The organism is Marinobacter sp., assembly GCF_052091845.1.
Lineage (GTDB): Bacteria > Pseudomonadota > Gammaproteobacteria > Pseudomonadales > Oleiphilaceae > Marinobacter.
The window spans coordinates 1-16,960 of record NZ_JBQDCO010000032.1 but is presented as its reverse complement, the minus strand read 5'-3'; the positions used below and the strand labels follow the sequence as shown (position 1 = coordinate 16,960).

12 protein-coding genes, 1 tRNA gene and 3 pseudogenes are annotated in these 16,960 nt (G+C 54.8%); 13 read left to right on the top strand and 3 right to left on the bottom strand.

Annotated elements, in window-relative coordinates; all coding sequences use genetic code 11:
• Nucleotides 1–30 precede the first annotated feature (30 nt).
• Nucleotides 31–1,692, top strand: a complete 1,662-nt coding sequence (gene pgi, locus ACTHYN_RS11275; RefSeq protein WP_441812548.1) for a glucose-6-phosphate isomerase — start codon at nt 31–33, stop codon at nt 1,690–1,692.
• Here the strand turns inward: pgi and folK are convergent.
• The gene (gene folK / locus ACTHYN_RS11270; RefSeq protein WP_441812547.1) at nt 1,675–2,199 is read right to left on the bottom strand and encodes a 2-amino-4-hydroxy-6-hydroxymethyldihydropteridine diphosphokinase; all 525 of its coding nucleotides are present in this window, start codon (nt 2,197–2,199) and stop codon (nt 1,675–1,677) included. The genes pgi and folK overlap by 18 nt on opposite strands.
• A complete protein-coding gene (locus ACTHYN_RS11265; RefSeq protein ID WP_441812546.1) occupies nt 2,199–2,555 on the bottom strand; it encodes a dihydroneopterin aldolase in 357 nt (118 codons plus the stop codon). Before ACTHYN_RS11265 ends, folK begins: the two co-directional genes overlap by 1 nt.
• 140 nt (nt 2,556–2,695) lie before the next feature.
• On the opposite strand from ACTHYN_RS11265, the gene plsY reads away from it, so the two are divergent.
• Nucleotides 2,696–3,286, top strand: a complete 591-nt coding sequence (gene plsY, locus ACTHYN_RS11260; protein ID WP_441812545.1) for a glycerol-3-phosphate 1-O-acyltransferase PlsY — start codon at nt 2,696–2,698, stop codon at nt 3,284–3,286.
• 12 nt (nt 3,287–3,298) lie between these two features.
• Here plsY and tsaD read toward each other — a convergent pair whose 3' ends face one another.
• Complete coding sequence (gene tsaD, locus ACTHYN_RS11255; RefSeq protein WP_441812544.1) at nt 3,299–4,357, bottom strand: tRNA (adenosine(37)-N6)-threonylcarbamoyltransferase complex transferase subunit TsaD; 1,059 nt, start codon at nt 4,355–4,357, stop codon at nt 3,299–3,301.
• A 240-nt stretch (nt 4,358–4,597) separates the two neighbouring features.
• Here tsaD and rpsU point away from each other — a divergent pair, with 240 nt between their 5' ends.
• The 11 genes and pseudogenes from rpsU to ACTHYN_RS11200 all read left to right on the top strand — a co-directional run bounded on the left by rpsU (nt 4,598) and on the right by ACTHYN_RS11200 (nt 16,909).
• Nucleotides 4,598–4,813, top strand: a complete 216-nt coding sequence (gene rpsU / locus ACTHYN_RS11250) for a 30S ribosomal protein S21 (protein WP_441812543.1) — start codon at nt 4,598–4,600, stop codon at nt 4,811–4,813.
• 150 nt (nt 4,814–4,963) lie between these two features.
• On the top strand, nt 4,964–6,691 hold the full coding sequence (gene dnaG / locus ACTHYN_RS11245) for a DNA primase (protein ID WP_441812542.1): 1,728 nt from the start codon (nt 4,964–4,966) through the stop codon (nt 6,689–6,691).
• Between the two features lie 117 nt (nt 6,692–6,808).
• Nucleotides 6,809–8,653, top strand: a complete 1,845-nt coding sequence (rpoD, locus tag ACTHYN_RS11240) for an RNA polymerase sigma factor RpoD (RefSeq protein ID WP_441812541.1) — start codon at nt 6,809–6,811, stop codon at nt 8,651–8,653.
• A gap of 115 nt (nt 8,654–8,768) precedes the next feature.
• Nucleotides 8,769–8,845: transfer RNA gene (locus ACTHYN_RS11235), tRNA-Ile, on the top strand.
• A 396-nt stretch (nt 8,846–9,241) separates the two neighbouring features.
• Nucleotides 9,242–9,616 (top strand): DUF4398 domain-containing protein, encoded by a 375-nt coding sequence (locus tag ACTHYN_RS11230; RefSeq protein WP_441812540.1) that lies wholly within the window; start codon nt 9,242–9,244, stop codon nt 9,614–9,616.
• Between the two features lie 27 nt (nt 9,617–9,643).
• The gene (locus ACTHYN_RS11225; protein ID WP_441812539.1) at nt 9,644–10,453 is read left to right on the top strand and encodes an OmpA family protein; all 810 of its coding nucleotides are present in this window, start codon (nt 9,644–9,646) and stop codon (nt 10,451–10,453) included.
• Between the two features lie 281 nt (nt 10,454–10,734).
• Nucleotides 10,735–12,088 (top strand): annotated as a pseudogene (locus tag ACTHYN_RS11220) (outer membrane protein transport protein).
• Nucleotides 12,089–12,101: 13 nt separating this feature from the next.
• Nucleotides 12,102–12,449: pseudogene (locus tag ACTHYN_RS11215) on the top strand (Ig-like domain-containing protein); the annotation flags it as partial.
• 1,461 nt (nt 12,450–13,910) lie between these two features.
• Nucleotides 13,911–14,192, top strand: a pseudogene (locus ACTHYN_RS11210) (branched-chain amino acid ABC transporter substrate-binding protein); the annotation flags it as partial.
• A gap of 84 nt (nt 14,193–14,276) precedes the next feature.
• Complete coding sequence (glpD, locus tag ACTHYN_RS11205; protein ID WP_441812538.1) at nt 14,277–15,557, top strand: glycerol-3-phosphate dehydrogenase; 1,281 nt, start codon at nt 14,277–14,279, stop codon at nt 15,555–15,557.
• Nucleotides 15,557–16,909, top strand: a complete 1,353-nt coding sequence (locus ACTHYN_RS11200) for an AAA family ATPase (protein ID WP_441812537.1) — start codon at nt 15,557–15,559, stop codon at nt 16,907–16,909. Before glpD ends, ACTHYN_RS11200 begins: the two co-directional genes overlap by 1 nt.
• Nucleotides 16,910–16,960 lie beyond the last annotated feature (51 nt).

Below are 16,960 nucleotides of genomic sequence, written 5' to 3'. Positions count from 1 at the left end.
TGCGCCTACCCACCAGGAAAGGACTCTCTGATGAACTCGCCACGCAAAGCACTGACCACCTCGCCCGAATGGCAAACGCTAGTAGCCCTTCGGGACAGCCTTCAGAACAGCCCCATGAAAGCTCTTTTTGCAGACGATCCCGAAAGAGCAAAACGTTATTTCATCGACGGTGCGGGGCTGTCTCTGGATTTCTCCAAAAACCGCCTGACCGATGAAGTTCTGGAGGCGCTGATGCAGTTGGCCCGCAGCTGCAAACTGGAAGAGCGCAGAACGGCCTTGCTTCGCGGGGACAAAGTAAACAAGACCGAAGACCGCCCGGCACTGCATACGGCATTGCGCAACCCTGGCACCGACACTATTTCAATTGATGGCCAGAATGTGGTCGCAGAAGTAAACGCGACACTGGCCCGTATGGACACCTTTGTGCAGGGAGTACTGAACCAGTCGCGCACCGGTTATACCGGAAAAGCGTTTACCGATGTGGTCAGCATTGGCATAGGCGGCTCCTTTTTGGGCCCCAAATTAGTGTCTGAAGCACTGCAGCCATACCAGTCATCCGGCCTCAACTGCCATTACGTAGCCAATATTGATGGCACAGAGATCTGCGAGACGCTGGCAAAGATCAACCCTGAAACCACACTGTTTCTGGTTCAGTCGAAATCCTTCGGCACGCGGGAAACTCTGGAAAATAGCCACGTCGCCCGTGAATGGTTGGTTCAGCGCAGCGGCAACAGGCAAGCGGTTGCCAACCATTTTATAGCGGTGACAGCCAATACGGTCGCCGCCTGTGACTTTGGCGTTGGTCCCGACAATGTGTTCCCCATGTGGGACTGGGTAGGCGGCCGGTATTCTCTTTGGTCCGCCATAGGCCTGCCGGTGGCGCTCACAGTCGGCATGGACAACTTCCGGGCACTTCTCGCCGGGGCCCACGCCATGGACACCCATTTCCGCGACGCCCCATTGAACGAGAACCTGCCCGTTGTTATGGCCATGCTGGGTGTTTGGTACAACAATTTCTGGGGCGCGCAAACCCACGCCATACTGCCTTACGACCACTACCTGCGCAGCTTGCCTGACCATCTGCAACAGCTGGATATGGAAAGTAACGGCAAACGGGTAAGCCAGCACGGGGAGCCCCTGGAATATCAATCAGGGCCGGTCATTTGGGGCGGCGTCGGCGCCAATGGCCAGCATGCTTACCATCAACTGATTCACCAGGGCACCCGGTTGGTTCCAGCAGACTTCATCATTCCTCTGCAAACCCATAATCCGGTCGCCACCCATCACGCCGACCTTTTTGCCAACTGCCTGGGGCAGTCCCGGGCGATGATGAAGGGTAAAACTTTAGAAGAGGCGAAAGCCGAGTTGGCGGCGGCTGGCGCGAGCGATACAGATATTGAGCGATTGGCACCACACAAAGCCGTCCCCGGCAATCAGCCCAGCAACACGCTGATAATGAAAAAGGTGACACCGGAAACCGTGGGCGCGCTGATCGCATTGTACGAACATCGCACTTTTGTGCAGGGTGTGATCTGGGATATTGATTCGTTTGATCAATGGGGCGTAGAACTGGGCAAGCAGCTTGGCCAGGATATTTTGCCAAGGCTCCTGCATTCAAACACAGCAGATGAAGCAAGCGACAGCGCTACGGACAACCTGATCAGGCTATTCTGCTCAGCCAACCGCCTGTGATATCAATCGCCCCTGCCAATAAAAGTCCACCGGCCAAAGTTTCTGGCCGGTGCAATGTGCCTGCCAGAGTTCCAGATAACTTTTCCGGCACACAGGATGTTTCACGGTAGGGGCAAGTTCCGCCAGCGGGCGCAGTACGTAGGCATTCTTGATGATCTCGGCCCTTGGTAATTCAACGCCGTCCAACCGGCCTACCGCCTCGCCGTAGGTCAAAATATCAAGGTCCAGCGTTTTTTCACTGAATTTCAGGGCGTCCGGGCAGCGGCCATTGTCCACCTCCAGCCGCTTGAATTGCTTTGACAATTCACCCACAGACAAGCTTGTTTTCACGCCGACCACCAGGTTCAGAAACGGCGCGCCGTCAAATCCCACTGCCTCACTTTCATACACCGGGGAAATACTCAGCTCCCCAAACCAGCCAGCCAGGGCATCCAGGGCCGCGCAAACATATCGCTCCCTGTCGATATTACTGCCAATGCCGATATACACTGAAACCTGCCCGGGCATTAGCGGGTTCCTCTTTCTATACACACGCCTACAGACCGGGCGGCAGGTACAGCTCCGGGCTTGCGCAATGTAAGTCGAAGCCAGCTAACGCCAAATTCTTGCTGCAACATCTTCGCCAGAACCTCGGCACCATGCTCAAGCAATTTAGGTTTGAGCTCTTTCAGGCATCGCCCTGCACGCTCACTGACCAAGGCATAATCCAATGCATCTGACACATCGTCAGACACACCAGGAATGCGGTTATCCCAAACCATCTCAAGATCCACAACCAGCGCCTGAGTGACGTTGCGCTCCCAGTCATAGACACCCACCACGGTCTCTACAACCAGGCCTTCGATCAAAACAAAGTCTGCCAAGGGAACTCCCGGGACAATCCCACATTCTGCTGATTGAATAACCTACAAACTGTGGATACTGTAATCACACCAGCCTGTCTATTTAAGGCCGGCATTTTCGCACACATAACCCTGACACGTCTTTGTCTCCGAGCTCGCAAATGGCCCTGAGTGATCCGATAGTAACCGTTTTGCTATGTATGGCTGCTTATCTGGCGGGCTCGGTGCTGTTTGCATTGCCAATTTGCCAACTCTTCGGGTTGCCCGACCCTCGTGCACAGGGCTCCGGAAACCCGGGCGCCACCAACGTATACAGAACCGGTGGCTGGCTACCCGCTCTGCTCACCCTGGCCCTGGATGCCGCCAAGGGGTGGCTCCCTGTTTGGCTGGCCCACCAAACAGGATTATCCCCGCTGGTTCAGGCGATGATCGCCCTGTGCGCAGTTACCGGGCACATGATCCCGGCGTTCTACCGCTTCAAAGGGGGGAAAGGCGTTGCAACTGCGCTGGGAGCTGGCCTGGCCCTGGCGCCTCTCACTACCTTCGTCATGGCCGCTTTGTGGCTATTGTTACTATGGCGCTGGCGCATCTCTGCCCTGGCTTCTGTAATAGCCATCGTATGCGGGCCAGTTATCAGCGCACTGATAGAGCCAGATCACCTGCCCCTGTTTGGCCTGCTGGCAATCCTGATTGTCGTGCGGCACCGAAACAACCTGATTCGGCTTGCACAGGGACGCGAAACCGGCCTTTAGCCAGCAAGGTGGCTAATCTATAAGACCATCCAGCCGAGCCTTGGTGAGTGGAGGCAACGTATGCATGGGCCACCTGGGCACCGCCATTATTTTCTCACCGTCACGCTGCCCTGCTTTCATACGCTGGGCACCGGCATAGGCAATCATCGCGCCATTGTCTGTACAAAATTCCTGGCGGGCATAAAACACATGGGCACCTCGTTTTTCAGCCATTTTCCCAAGGCCTGCGCGCAGCCGCTTGTTGGCACTTACCCCGCCAGCGATCACCAGGCGGTCGCAGCCAGTTTGCTCCAAAGCGCGCCGACACTTGATGGCTAATGTGTCCACTGCAGCCGTCTCAAACGCTAACGCAATGTCAGCGCAGGCCTGATCCGTTAGGCCAGTGGCTGTTTTCTTTTGCGCATTTACCGTGTTGAGCGTAAACGTTTTCAAGCCACTGAAACTGAAATCCAACCCTGGCCGGTCTGTCATAGGTCGGGGAAAGCGGTATCGGCCAGGTTCTCCTTTCTCCGCCAGAGCTGCCACCCGAGGCCCGCCAGGGTAGTCCAGTCCCAACATTTTGGCGGTTTTGTCGAAGGCCTCACCTGCGGCGTCATCTACTGATTCGCCCAGCATCTCGTATTCGCCAATACCGTCTACGCGCACCAGCTGCGTATGCCCACCCGAAACCAGCAACGCCACAAATGGAAAAGCCGGCGGGTTGTCTTCCAGCATCGGTGCCAGCAAATGGCCCTCCATGTGGTGCACGCCAAGCACAGGTATATCAAGCGCAAATCCCAGCGCATGGGCCACAGAGCCACCCACCATTAGTGCACCAATCAAACCGGGGCCGGCGGTGTAGGCAATGCCATCTATATCCTTACGGGCAAGCCCGGCTGCTGCCAACACCTGGTCACACAGGGGCAACAGTTTACGAACATGATCACGGGACGCCAGCTCCGGCACCACGCCGCCATAGTCGGCGTGCATGTCTATCTGGCTAAACAGCGCGTGGCTCAAAAGCCCTTTATCAGTGTCGAACAGCGCCACGCCGGTTTCATCACAGGAAGTTTCAATACCCAGAATCAACATATAATCTGGCCACCCAGGTTGGCGTAAATGAATAAACGAGCCGTATTTTAGCAGAAACCCGAAACTCACAGACAGTTTCGTAGAACAAACATTGACCTTGCGGGGATTCAAGCGGTATGATTGCCGCCCTAAATTACGAACTGGTCGAGTTTTAGCCAATTTGATCAGGGATCGAGCCAGTCTGGCACCGCCAGATGCGCATCTAAATGAAACCGAATCTATCAGGTAGGTGATTGTCGAATGCCAGCTGTTAAAGTGAAAGAGAACGAACCGTTTGACGTAGCTCTGCGTCGCTTCAAGCGCTCTTGCGAAAAGGCAGGTGTACTTTCCGAAGTACGTCGTCGTGAGCAATATGAAAAGCCCACAGCCGTCCGTAAGCGCAAAGCAGCTGCTGCCGTTAAGCGTCATCTCAAGAAGCTTCAGCGGGAACAGCGCAAGTTCGAGCGTCTGTACTGAGTTATCCCAGACGCCGCTTGACTGCAAAGCACTGATTGCCTGTTCAGCCACAGGCTGCACAGAGCGACCACAAAATGCCGCCGGGGCCTGGCTTCGGCGGCATTTTTGGCTGTTGGCCCTCTTGCGTTGCGGGCCTGATGTGGAGCCAATATGAGCGGACTGATCCCCCAACGCTTTGTGGAAGACCTGCTCGACCGACTGGATCTGGCAGAACTGATTGGCTCACGCGTTACGCTCAAAAAAGCCGGAGCCAACTACAAAGCATGCTGCCCGTTCCATGATGAGAAAACACCCTCATTCAACGTAAGGCCGGATAAAGGCTTTTATCACTGCTTTGGCTGTGGCGCCCATGGTGACGCCATCAGCTTTATACGCGAGTTCGAGGGCCTGGGTTTTACAGAGGCGGTTGAAGAACTGGCTCGCAGAGCCGGACTGGAAGTACCTTACGACCAAGCCGCCAAACAGGAAATTCAGCAAGCGAGAACGCTGACCGACGCGCTGGATTTCGCCAGCCGCTTTTACCAGTCAGCGCTTCATGGCGAGCAAGGTACCTACGCCCGCGATTACCTGAAGCAGCGGGGGCTAGACAACAGCATTATCCAGCAGTACCAGGTAGGTTATGCACCGGCCGCGGGTACATTGTTGTTTGATGCCGCCAATAAGGAATTACAAGGGCCGCTCATCGAGACCGGCACCGTGTCTGACAAATACGGCAAACCCCGGGACCTTTTTCGAAACCGGGTAATGTTCCCTATTCGCAACAGCCGAGGCAAAACCATCGCTTTTGGCGGACGGACACTCGGCGACGACAAGGCAAAATACATCAACTCTCCAGAGTCGAATGTATTTCATAAAAGCCGGGAAATATACGGCCTGTTTGAAGCAAAGCAAGCCGTAAGGCAGCTGGACAAGCTGCTCGTGGTAGAAGGCTACATGGATGTGATTGCCCTGGCTCAGCACGGCATTCACTACGCCGTTGCAACCCTGGGAACCGCCACAAACCAGGACAGTCTGGCCGCACTGTTAAAACAGGTACGGCACGCTGTGTTCTGTTTTGATGGCGACAAAGCCGGGTTTAAAGCAGCGGACCGAGCATTGGATAACGCTCTGGAGCTCATGGCAGATGGGTTGCATCTGCAGTTTTTAATGCTCCCTGAGGGCGAAGACCCAGACACACTGGTGCGCAAGGAAGGTTCCGAGGCATTCCGGAAACGTGTTGACAGCGCCACCCCGTTCTCGCGGTATTTATTTGACCGCAAAAGCGAAGGCCTGGATTTAACATTACCAGAGCACCGCGGCGAACTGAGAGCCAGAGCCGAACCTCTGCTGAACAAAATGCCCAAAAGCACCCTGCGGGATGCCATGTGGCACGAAATGCTCCGCTTATGCGGAGGCCGCAATCAGTGGCAAAACCGCCAGCCCCAACAATGGAACAAGTGGAAGGGTGGCAAACGAGACCGTGTTACAGAAGACCGTATAGACGTAAAGCTGAGCAAAGACAGCATTTTGTGTCTAGCCTTACTTGAGGCGCCAGACTTGGCCAGCGAGGTGACAGAACTGGCACAGGGTTCTCGCCAGTATAACCAGGCCGGCAAATTTGCCGCCTTTATTCTGAAGCGTGAAATACGGGATCGGAAATCACTTATAACCGCGCTGGCACTGGATAGCCAGGTGCGCGAGCAGTTCTACAATCTGTTTGACGGCATTGAGCACATCCCAACCCGGGAAAGCACGCTGGCCGCGGCACGAGAACTGCTTAGCCCCAACGAGGAAGCCTCAAGGCAGCAAAGGCTGGCCTTACTTTTACGCAACTTCGCAAACTTAACTGCCGAGGAACGGCAGGAGCTGCGAGAGCTAAGCGGTGGAACTCCGGATTAGCAGCACTTGAAACTTAGCGCACTGATCACCATCTAACCATCCGGTGGCAGAGCATTAGAGCGACAGCTATAATGGCTGTTTAATTTTTTCTTATTTAAGCGAGTTCACAAGGTGTCTATGTCAGGCAATTCGCAGAAATCACGTTTGAAAGACCTTATCGCACGGGGCAAAGAGCAAGGCTACCTGACTTACGCCGAGGTGAACGACCACCTCCCGGAAGACATTGCCGATCCGGATCAGGTCGAAGATATCATTCGCATGATCAACGACATGGGCATTCAGGTGTCAGAAGTGGCTCCGGATGCCGATACCCTCCTGATGACTGACGGCGATTCCACTGCCGACGAAGCAGCCGCCGCAGAAGCCGCGGCTGCTCTTGCTGCCGTGGAATCCGATGCCGGTCGCACCACTGACCCGGTTCGCATGTACATGCGCGAAATGGGCACGGTGGAACTGCTGACCCGTGAAGGCGAAATTGTCATCGCCAAGCGCATCGAAGAAGGCATTCGGGATGTCATGGCAGCCGTGGCTCACTTTCCCGGTACTGCCGGCACCGTCATCCAGGCCTACGATCGCATTATCGAAAACGAAGGCCGCATCAGCGATATCGTAACTGGCTTCCTGGACCCGGATGGCGCTGAGCCTTTCATGCCGGCTCCACCTCCAAAGCCGGAGAAAACAGAAGAAGAGAAGGCTGAAGACAGCGAGGACGAAGAGGAAGAAGAGCAGGAAAGCGGCCCGGATCCTGAAGAGACCCGCCTGCGATTCGAGCTTCTCAAGGAAAAACTCTCAGTCGCCGAAGACTTACTGGCAAAGCATGGTCGGGCAGATAAAAGGACTCAAGCAGCACTTAATGAACTGGGAAAGGTTTTCGCACCATTCAAACTTGGCAACAAGGCGTTTGACGAACTGGTCAATGTGGTTCGCTCTACCAACGCATTGGTGCGCGAAAACGAACGTGCCATCCTGAAAATCTGTGTTCGCGAATGCAAAATGCCGCGCAAGGATTTCATCAAATCATTCCCGGGGAATGAAGCAAACCAGGAATGGGGCGCAAAAATCGCCAAAAGCAAAAAGCCCTACGCTGCTGCGATCAACGAGCGCATGGACGAAATCGTTCGTCTTCAGAAACGCATAATGAATGTGCAAACTGAAGTAGACCTCGACGTAGCAGATATCAAGGAAATCAACCGTCGCGTCTCCATTGGCGAAGCGAGAGCCCGCCGCGCCAAAAAAGAGATGGTTGAAGCGAACCTGCGTCTGGTTATCTCGATTGCCAAGAAATACACCAACCGCGGCCTGCAATTCCTGGATTTGATACAGGAAGGCAACATCGGCCTGATGAAGGCCGTAGACAAGTTTGAATACCGCCGTGGCTACAAGTTCTCTACCTATGCCACCTGGTGGATTCGTCAGGCCATCACCCGCTCTATTGCGGACCAGGCGCGCACCATTCGTATTCCGGTGCATATGATTGAGACCATCAACAAGCTCAACCGTATCTCCCGCCAGATGCTTCAGGAAATGGGCCGTGAACCTCTTCCGGAAGAGCTGGGCGAGCGTATGGAGATGCCGGAAGATAAGATTCGTAAAGTACTGAAGATCGCCAAAGAACCGATCTCCATGGAAACACCGATTGGTGACGACGAAGACAGCCACCTGGGCGACTTTATTGAAGACATTCAGGCGCTTTCGCCGGTGGATTCTGCAACGGCCGAAGGCCTGCGCGAAGCGACCCGCTCTGTGCTCTCTGGCCTCACCGCTCGCGAATCCAAAGTATTGCGCATGCGTTTCGGTATCGAAATGAATACCGACCACACACTGGAAGAGGTCGGCAAGCAGTTCGATGTTACCCGTGAGCGCATTCGCCAAATCGAAGCAAAGGCTCTGCGCAAACTGCGCCACCCTTCTCGCTCCGACCACCTGCGCGGCTTTATTGACGACCAGGGAAACCAAGGATAAATCGCAAGAATAGTGGCGGGCACGGTATCTCATCGGTATACTGGCGCCCGCTTTACTTTCCTCTTTGCAGGGAGCGGTTAAATCCCAACCACTTGCAAGCAGAAACAACCGTTTAGGGCCTTTAGCTCAGTTGGTTAGAGCAGTCGACTCATAATCGATTGGTCGCTGGTTCAAGTCCAGCAAGGCCCACCATACAAAGCCCCGAGCCGTAAGGTTTTCGGGGCTTTTTTATACCGCCAAATACCCAGCGTTCAGCTGCGGCCACATATTCATACCCAAATCAGCAAATATAGTGACCACTTATTCATACAACTTCTTAGCAGAATATTGTGAATATTTTCAGTAATTTAAACTACTGACAGCAACAACAGACTCCTCTTTCACAACTCTCTGATCAAGATTTATTGCGAGTGAGTCATGGTTGATTGCCAGCTGGCTGCTAAGCTTTAAGGTAAGGTGCGCATGGCACTCCGAAGTTTTACGGCACATGTCGCCGTTCATACGAGTCCGTCAATCCTGGCGGCAGGATGGTTTCGTGCAGACAACGCTTTCCTGCAGAGCTTATAAACCGCTGAGAGGAGATCATGCATGAACAAGTATAAATCAATGCTATACATCGCCAGCATTGCTGGTGTAGCCCTTACCATTGGCGGCTGCGCCAGCTCTGGAGAGCGGCCAGACGCAGATCTGAATACCGCTGAAAACTCCCTTCAACAGGCTGTTGCTGCCGATGCGCGGGAGTATGAGCCGATACTTCTCAACGATGCTCAAAACAAGATATCCGATGCGGAGGACCTGATTGAGCAGAAAAAATACATCGATGCTGAACGCCTTCTGGAGCAGGCTTCCGTTGACGCTGAACTGGCTGATGCTCGCTCTGAAACGGCCAAAGCGAGACAGGCTGTGAAGGAGATCAATGACAACATTGAATCTCTTCGCCAGAAAATCAACCAAGACCAATAAACGCCCTAATCTCGAAAGGAGACCGTTATGAACAAACGCAACATAACATTGGGCACGGCTATGGCCTTGTCAGTATTGATCGCCGGCTGCGCCACAACACCTCCAGACAACGCAATGGTAAACGAGGCACAAGCCTCCTACGCCAAAATCAAAAACGATCCGGACGTTGCCCGCAGTGGCGACAGCCACATGCGTAGCGCAAAAAAGGAGCTCGACCGGGCAGAATCACTGCTGAAAGACGGCAAAGATACCCAACGTATTGAGCACGCCGCCTATTTGGCAAACCGCCATGCCCAAATCGCCGAACAACAAGGCGAGCGAGCCAGACTGGAGAAACAGGTTGAGTCTGCGGAAGAGCGTCGCCGCAAACTCATGCTGGAGAAACAATCCGGGGAAGCCGCGAGGGCCCAAAATGAAGCCGAAATGCTGCGCAAAAGAATGGAAGAGTTGCAGGCTGAACGCACCGATCGTGGCATGGTACTCACCCTTGGCGATGTCCTCTTTGATTTGAACAAAGCCGACCTGAAAGCGTCAGGAGAGCAGACCACCGGGCGCCTTGCGCAATTTATGCGTGAGTATGAAGACAGAAGGGTTCGCGTGGAAGGCTACACCGACAGCACAGGCAAAGACTCATACAACCAAAAACTTTCGGAGCGCCGGGCTGAAGCTGTCCGGGACGCACTCTTATCGCAAGGCATTGAGCGCAGCCGCGTGGAAACCAAAGGTTACGGCGAGGCCTATCCCGTGGCCAGTAACGACACCTCCGCCGGTCGGCAACAAAACCGCCGCGTGGAGATTGTTATCTCCGACGAAGAAGGCAACATTGAAACACGGTAACAAACCGCAATAACAGCGATCTGCAAGACACAGGGCGGCACTCCCGCCCTGTGTCTTGCCGCTGGCAAAGTACCTACTCCTTCCCTTAGCCCCCGCACCAGAATGTAGTTTTACTCCGCAAACATGGAAGTGTTCCTTTCGACGAATTCCCGTGTCTCCAAGGCCAACGCTCCCAAAAGACAAGGTCGTTACACTCGATCGCAGTAGTACAAATACCTAAAAGAGTGGCGCATTAATATGCTCGAGCCACACCAAAGACAAAAACAACAGGAGTCACATCCATGTTCGGTTCCCCCCGTTTTGCAGTACGGGCACTCACGCTTGCCGTTGCCACCACCTCAACCGGATTGGGTAGCCTCGCATCCGCCAGCATGGGTAACATTGGCACAACCTATGGCGTAATGCCCATAGACGTCGCGACCGCTCAGTCCCTCTCCATGTTTAATGAACAGGTATCTGCAACCTACTACAACCCGGCCTCACTTACCCGCGACGATCGCGGTGAGTTAACCTCTGGCCTTCTGCATGCTGAGCAGGAATTACGGTCGGCAAACCCTAATGCTAATAGCGACGTGGTTTCCAACTCCCCCAGCCAGCACGTACTGATCGGAATGAAAACCAACCTGGGCTCCCTTACCCGCTTTGATCACCCGATTTATCTGGGCTTCATTGCCGGCGTTAAAAAAAAAGTACGGTAAAGAGATGCTGGCCTTCGATTCGCAGACGTCAGACACTGGCCAGTTTCTGCAATATGGCAAAGAACCTCTGTTCCTGAACATCGGCGGCGCCACCCCAATTTGGCGCGGCATATCCCTGGGTGTATCTGCCCGCATCACTCTGGATGCAACCGCTAACCTCACCGCCGTATCCACACTTGGCGGAGACACCAGCCGCGAACGCCTGGCAGTGAATGCCGAGCCACAAATTAAAACCATTATTGGCACCACCATTGATCTCGGCAGCACCTTCTGCCCTGAAAGCAACTGCTTTTTACAAGGCTGGGAAACCGCTTTTACCTATCGCACCAAATCGTCTGCATCTACCGCGGTTGATTCAAATATTCTTGTAACACAAACCATTCCCGACCCGGGCCTTAGCCTTGTGGTATCCACCATCGATTCTTTCCAGCCAGAAACCTTCGGTTTCGGTGCACAGTACCAAGGCGATAACTGGCGCATTGGTGGCAGTGTTGAGCAGCAGAACTGGTCTGAACTGTCTGAAGAATTCAAAGGCGACACCATCAAAAATCAATCAACCATTCCCGCTGCCGACCGCATAAAGTTTGATGACACAATCGTGCCGCGCTTGGGTGCTGAATTTGACCTTAACAAAAACTTTTCCGTGCGAGGCGGCGTGGCTTACGAAGAGTCACTACTGAAGACCACGCGCAACCCCGAAATCAACTACCTGGATACCGACAAAATTGTGGTTGGTTTGGGTGTTAGCGCCACCTACGACCGCACACGCTTGCTGGCCTACCCTGTTCGTTTCGATTTAGGTTACCAGTATCAGCAGCTGCAGGAGCGAGATTTTACTCTGGTAGAAACTGACTCCAGCGGGAATGTGACGGATACCGGCGTAACAGCAGACGGCGATGTCCACGTTATCAGCGGCTCAGTTACCCTGAAGTTCTGAGGAGAAGTTTGCCATGAAGTACAACAAGACCCTGGCACTGGTTCCCGCCCTGCTGCTTGCAGCCTGTGGTGGCGATGAGCAAAGCGTAAACCCGAAAGCCGCACCTGGCTCGGTGATTTATTCCTATCCCGCAGATGGGCAGATGGATGTCAGCCCTGAAGCAGACATAGTTCTCCGGTTTTCCGATGCGCTAACGGAAGAAAAAGCAGACCTGAAGAACAAAATAAGCCTGATATCCGGTGATGAAGACATCGATTTCGGCATTGAAAAGATTGATGGCGGAAAAAGCCTGAAACTAACTACAGATGGCGTGCTGCAAACAGCATCCAAATACTCGGTTACCTTTGATGAGCCGCTCAAAGCAGCGGGCAATCGCTCCATTAGCATACCAGGCAACCTTGACGATTCAGACATCCATTTCAACACTCGAGGCAGTTACTCCAGTGTTGCCGAGCTGGCTGAAACAGACGATGTCTTTAAAATTGCCCAGCAGATACCTGCTAGCGACGGAGAGGATTCTCCCTTCAGTGCAATGAACTTCTCCACGTTCCGTCTTATCCTGACCCAGCCGGTTCACCCGGAGTGGGACTCAGAAGAACGTGGTGGTTCAATCAAGCTTCTGGACCAAGACGGTCAAACTGTCCCCGCTACAGTGCTTGTTAAAGGCAATCGCATAACCGTAGACCCCTGTGTTACGCCGGAGAAAACCCAGTGCGGTAGCAAAAACGACATTCTGAATAGTGGCGAAACCTATACGCTCAAGCTTAAGAACCTGACGAGCCTTACAAGCCCCGATGTCGAATACAAGGGTCCTGAAGAACTTGAGTACACGCCAAGGGATACAGGCCCAACGATTGTTCTCAAGCAGTCAGCAACCGACTCTGGCCTTGCCAACGGCATGTCTGAAGAGGCTGCCACCAAGTCCATACTGAATGGCCAGCCCATTAACGGCGTTACTTTGAACTCCGTGCTCCAGGGTAAAGCTGGTCCGTCCCAGCAAACCGGCGACATGTTTGCGGAACTCGCTTATGCCCCCGCATTTGAAGATAACGAAGCCCTGCCGCTCAGAATCCCCAAAGGTAGCGTGCTATCCAGCACCAGCCTGGATGTGTTGGTGGGTGGCAAAGTACCAGTACTGGATGCAGCAACAGGTGAGTTACAAACCACGGGCGACATCAAAGTCACCATGCTCTCAGATGCGTCTGGGTACATGAGCCCGAACCCTTACACCAATGACACGAGCGCACCGCGCCAGATCACGCTATTCATGGATGTATCCATGAACGCCGAAGAAGGCCAGCCTAACGCTGCGCTATCTCAGGACCTGATGGGTGTGGAGCTACGCGGTATTGCACTGGTACGGGATGGCGTGCTCACCATCGATGCCATTGGCATGGTTGAGCCGGCACTGCTGGGCCAGGAATACACCGATTCCACCATCGCATTCCATCTGGAAGCGGCGACGGATATAGATTCCGCTCTTGATGCGGACGACCTGAGAGAAATAGATAGAACCGGCCCAAGCCTGGTGAGCTGGATGCCTGGTGATGAGGATGCTATTCCTGATACTCGTCAATCCATGCAACGCCCGGGCGACCCGGTGATTCTGTTCTTCGACAAGCCTCTGGACCCGGATTCAGTGGCAGACGGGGTTTCTCTCTCAGGTCCTGGCGGCACTTCAGATGGCGAAACAACAGTAGGGAACGGGCTAAACGCTGAGGTTGACGGTACAACTCTCACACTCAACCCGGACGGCGGACTAATTCCAGGTGGTGACTATATAGTGAGTGTGCCAAGCCTAAGAGGCATTAATGGCAAGCCTGTAGAACGGGCCGGCAGTACCAACACAGACGCCGTTATCCGGGCCCTTGAGGGGCACCGCTACAGCTTCCTGAAAGATGAACAGTACTGGCGCGAGTTCGACCACCAGAATGTCCAGACCGTCTACGTCGTCCGGATCAAACCCCGTGAAACCGTGGTGGCAGACCAGTTCAGCTCTGATTACTTCGAGATTATCGACTTCCTGCCCGGTGATGAAGCCGCACAAACCCGCGAAGAGTGGGAGCAGCGCCGCAAAGAGGCAGGTAAGCCCACCCGCCTGTGACCGGGTCGCTTTACCAGGCCAGGCAGTTTCCTGATAATCGTTCCATCACAGGCGTTATGGGCGATTATCAGGAGCACTCAGGCAGTGGCAAATAGCAAAGGACTGGTTTCAGGCAACCCTCACACTCCCCCCACTCAATGCGATGTACTGGTGGTCGGGGGAGGCGTAAACGGCACCGGGATTGCCATGGACGCCGCAGGCCGGGGGCTTCAGGTCGTTCTGTGCGAGATGAACGACCTTGCCTCCGCCACCTCGTCCAGCAGCAGCAAACTCATCCACGGCGGCCTGCGCTACCTGGAGCATTACGAATTCCGGCTGGTCAGGGAAGCACTCGGTGAGCGGGAGGCCCTGCTACGAAATGCACCCCACATCATGTGGCCCATGCGTTTTCGCCTGCCCCATCAGCCCCATCTGCGACCGGCGTGGATGATCCGTACCGGCCTCTTCCTCTACGATCACCGGGACAAGCAGTACAATATCCGCGCCAAGGTGGTCGTTAACGCCACCGGCCCCTGGGTCAGCAGCCTGTTCGGTGAAAGCCTGTCTATGCCAGCGCCCAAGCAGATTCGCATGGTCAAGGGCAGCCACATCGTCGTACCCAGGCTCAACCAGGATACCGAAGCCTATATCCTTCAGAATCAGGACGAGCGCATTGTCTTCGTGATCCCCTACGAAGATCGCTTCTCCCTGATCGGCACCACCTATGTCGATTACGTGGGCGATCCGTCGCAGGCACGGATTTCCCCAGAGGAAACCGACTATCTGCTGTCCATCGTCAACCAGTATTTCCGCCGGCAACTGTCCGCCACCGATGTGGTCTGGAGTTACTCCGGTGTCCGGCCATTGATGGACGACGAGGGCGGCACCGCCCAGTCCGCCTCTCGCGATTACTCATTCGAGGTTGATAATCAGGACGGACAGCCCCCTTTGATCTCGGTATTCGGGGGTAAAATCACCACCTACCGGAAACTGGCCGAAGCCGTCACCGATCAGGTCAGTCACTATTTCCCCGGTGCCGGCCGCTCCTGGACGCGAACGGCCGTTCTGCCGGGCGGCGACTTCGATACGCAGGAACAACTGGCCATCGAACTCGCGGCCGATTTCCCCTGGCTGGAAGATGCAGTGATCCATCGCTTTGTGCGAAGCTATGGCACCAGCAGCTACCACATTCTGGAAGGCTGCCAGAACAGAGACGACCTCGGCCACTGGTTTACCGACACTCTGTCGCGTCGGGAGGTGGATTATCTGATGACCCACGAGTGGGCCATCACACCGGAGGATCTGCTCTGGCGGCGGACCAAACAGGGCCTGTATATCAACGATGAACAACAGCAGGCCCTCAGCCAATACATGCGGCAAGGATAATGACAACAACAAAACTGAACCCCGAACTGACCTTCGTTGACGCCAAAACCACAGCGCCCATTGCCCCGGTGGGGCTGATGGCCAGAGAAAAGTTCAACGATTTGCTACACATCCCCGAGCCGGTGAGCCTGTTACTGGTTACTGCACCGGCGGGCTACGGCAAAACCACCAGTATTGCCGAACGGCTTGACGCCCTTGAGGCAAGAACGGCCTGGTACCGGCTGGAAGAAAGCGACAACGACCCGGGCCGCTTTGCCGCCTACCTGGCGCGAACGCTGAACCAATCCGTTGCCCCCGAGCTATCTGTTCCCGGCCGGTTGCGAAATGCCGGCTACGATTCCCTTGAAAGCGTCCTGAGCGACCTGCTGGGCGAACTGCCCCAGGAAGAGGAGCCACTATACCTGGTACTGGACGACTACCACCTGATCAGTAATCCGGATATCCATCAGGCCCTGCGGTTCCTGCTTCGGCATTTACCCTCGCATCTGACTCTGGTGATCATTTCCCGGACGCTGCCGCCACTTGGCATCGCACAATTGCGAATGAAGGGCCAGATGACGGAGATCACCAGCAAACACCTGGCTCTGGATGCCGATGAAGCTCAGCGTTATCTGGAACAGCGTTTACCCTTTGAGGTGTCCCGTGAGCACATCGAACGGGCCGTACGACGGGTTGAAGGCTGGATCTCGGCACTGCAACTGCTTTCCGCGTCGTCCCATACCAGTGTTGAGTTCAGTGAGTTCGTTGATCAACTGGAACTGGGAAACCATCACATCTTCGAGTACTTCGATGAACTGGTTGGCCAGAGCCTGACCGAGCAGCAGCGCCGCTTTCTGCTCAGAACCTGTATTCTCGACCGGTTCAATGCCGCCATGGTGATGCGGGTGATGGACGATAACGATGGCCAGTCCCTGCTCAACAGCCTGCTGGCCATGGGCCTTTTCATCATGCCAGCGGATAACGGCGGGCTGTGGTTCCGCTACCACCAGCTGTTTGCAGTGTATCTGCGCCACCTGCTCTCCTGCACAACCCAGGAGAACCAACGCTCACTGCACCAACGCGCAACCGATGCCTGGCTTGAGCTGAATCACGCCGAGGAAGCCGCCAGGCACGCCGTAGCGGCCGCCGATCCGGAGCGTATACGGCAAGTGCTGGACGAACATGGCCGAAAGTTCTTTACCGAAGGCCAGTTCAGCCTGCTACAGAAGTGCCTGGATGCCCTGCCCCAGTCGTTTATCTCTGAAAACCCGACCTTCACCCTGCTCCGCGCCTGGGTGGCCCAGAGTCAGTACAAATTTGATGAGGTAGAGGATTGGCTGTCCGCCGCTGAAAACCATCTGAAAGCCACGTAAGCGCTCCACCAACCCCATCTTCTACAGCTGAGTAGCACGCGTCAGACTAGT

What these genes read in the sequence shown, in the direction of transcription:
- pgi (WP_441812548.1), top strand. Translation starts at nt 31, where the DNA reads ATGAACTCGCCACGCAAAGCACTGACCACCTCGCCCGAATGGCAAACG.
- folK (WP_441812547.1), bottom strand. Translation starts at nt 2,199, where the DNA reads ATGCCCGGGCAGGTTTCAGTGTATATCGGCATTGGCAGTAATATCGAC.
- plsY (WP_441812545.1), top strand. Translation starts at nt 2,696, where the DNA reads ATGGCCCTGAGTGATCCGATAGTAACCGTTTTGCTATGTATGGCTGCT.
- tsaD (WP_441812544.1), bottom strand. Translation starts at nt 4,357, where the DNA reads ATGTTGATTCTGGGTATTGAAACTTCCTGTGATGAAACCGGCGTGGCG.
- rpsU (WP_441812543.1), top strand. Translation starts at nt 4,598, where the DNA reads ATGCCAGCTGTTAAAGTGAAAGAGAACGAACCGTTTGACGTAGCTCTG.
- dnaG (WP_441812542.1), top strand. Translation starts at nt 4,964, where the DNA reads ATGAGCGGACTGATCCCCCAACGCTTTGTGGAAGACCTGCTCGACCGA.
- rpoD (WP_441812541.1), top strand. Translation starts at nt 6,809, where the DNA reads ATGTCAGGCAATTCGCAGAAATCACGTTTGAAAGACCTTATCGCACGG.
- ACTHYN_RS11230 (WP_441812540.1), top strand. Translation starts at nt 9,242, where the DNA reads ATGAACAAGTATAAATCAATGCTATACATCGCCAGCATTGCTGGTGTA.
- ACTHYN_RS11225 (WP_441812539.1), top strand. Translation starts at nt 9,644, where the DNA reads ATGAACAAACGCAACATAACATTGGGCACGGCTATGGCCTTGTCAGTA.
- ACTHYN_RS11200 (WP_441812537.1), top strand. Translation starts at nt 15,557, where the DNA reads ATGACAACAACAAAACTGAACCCCGAACTGACCTTCGTTGACGCCAAA.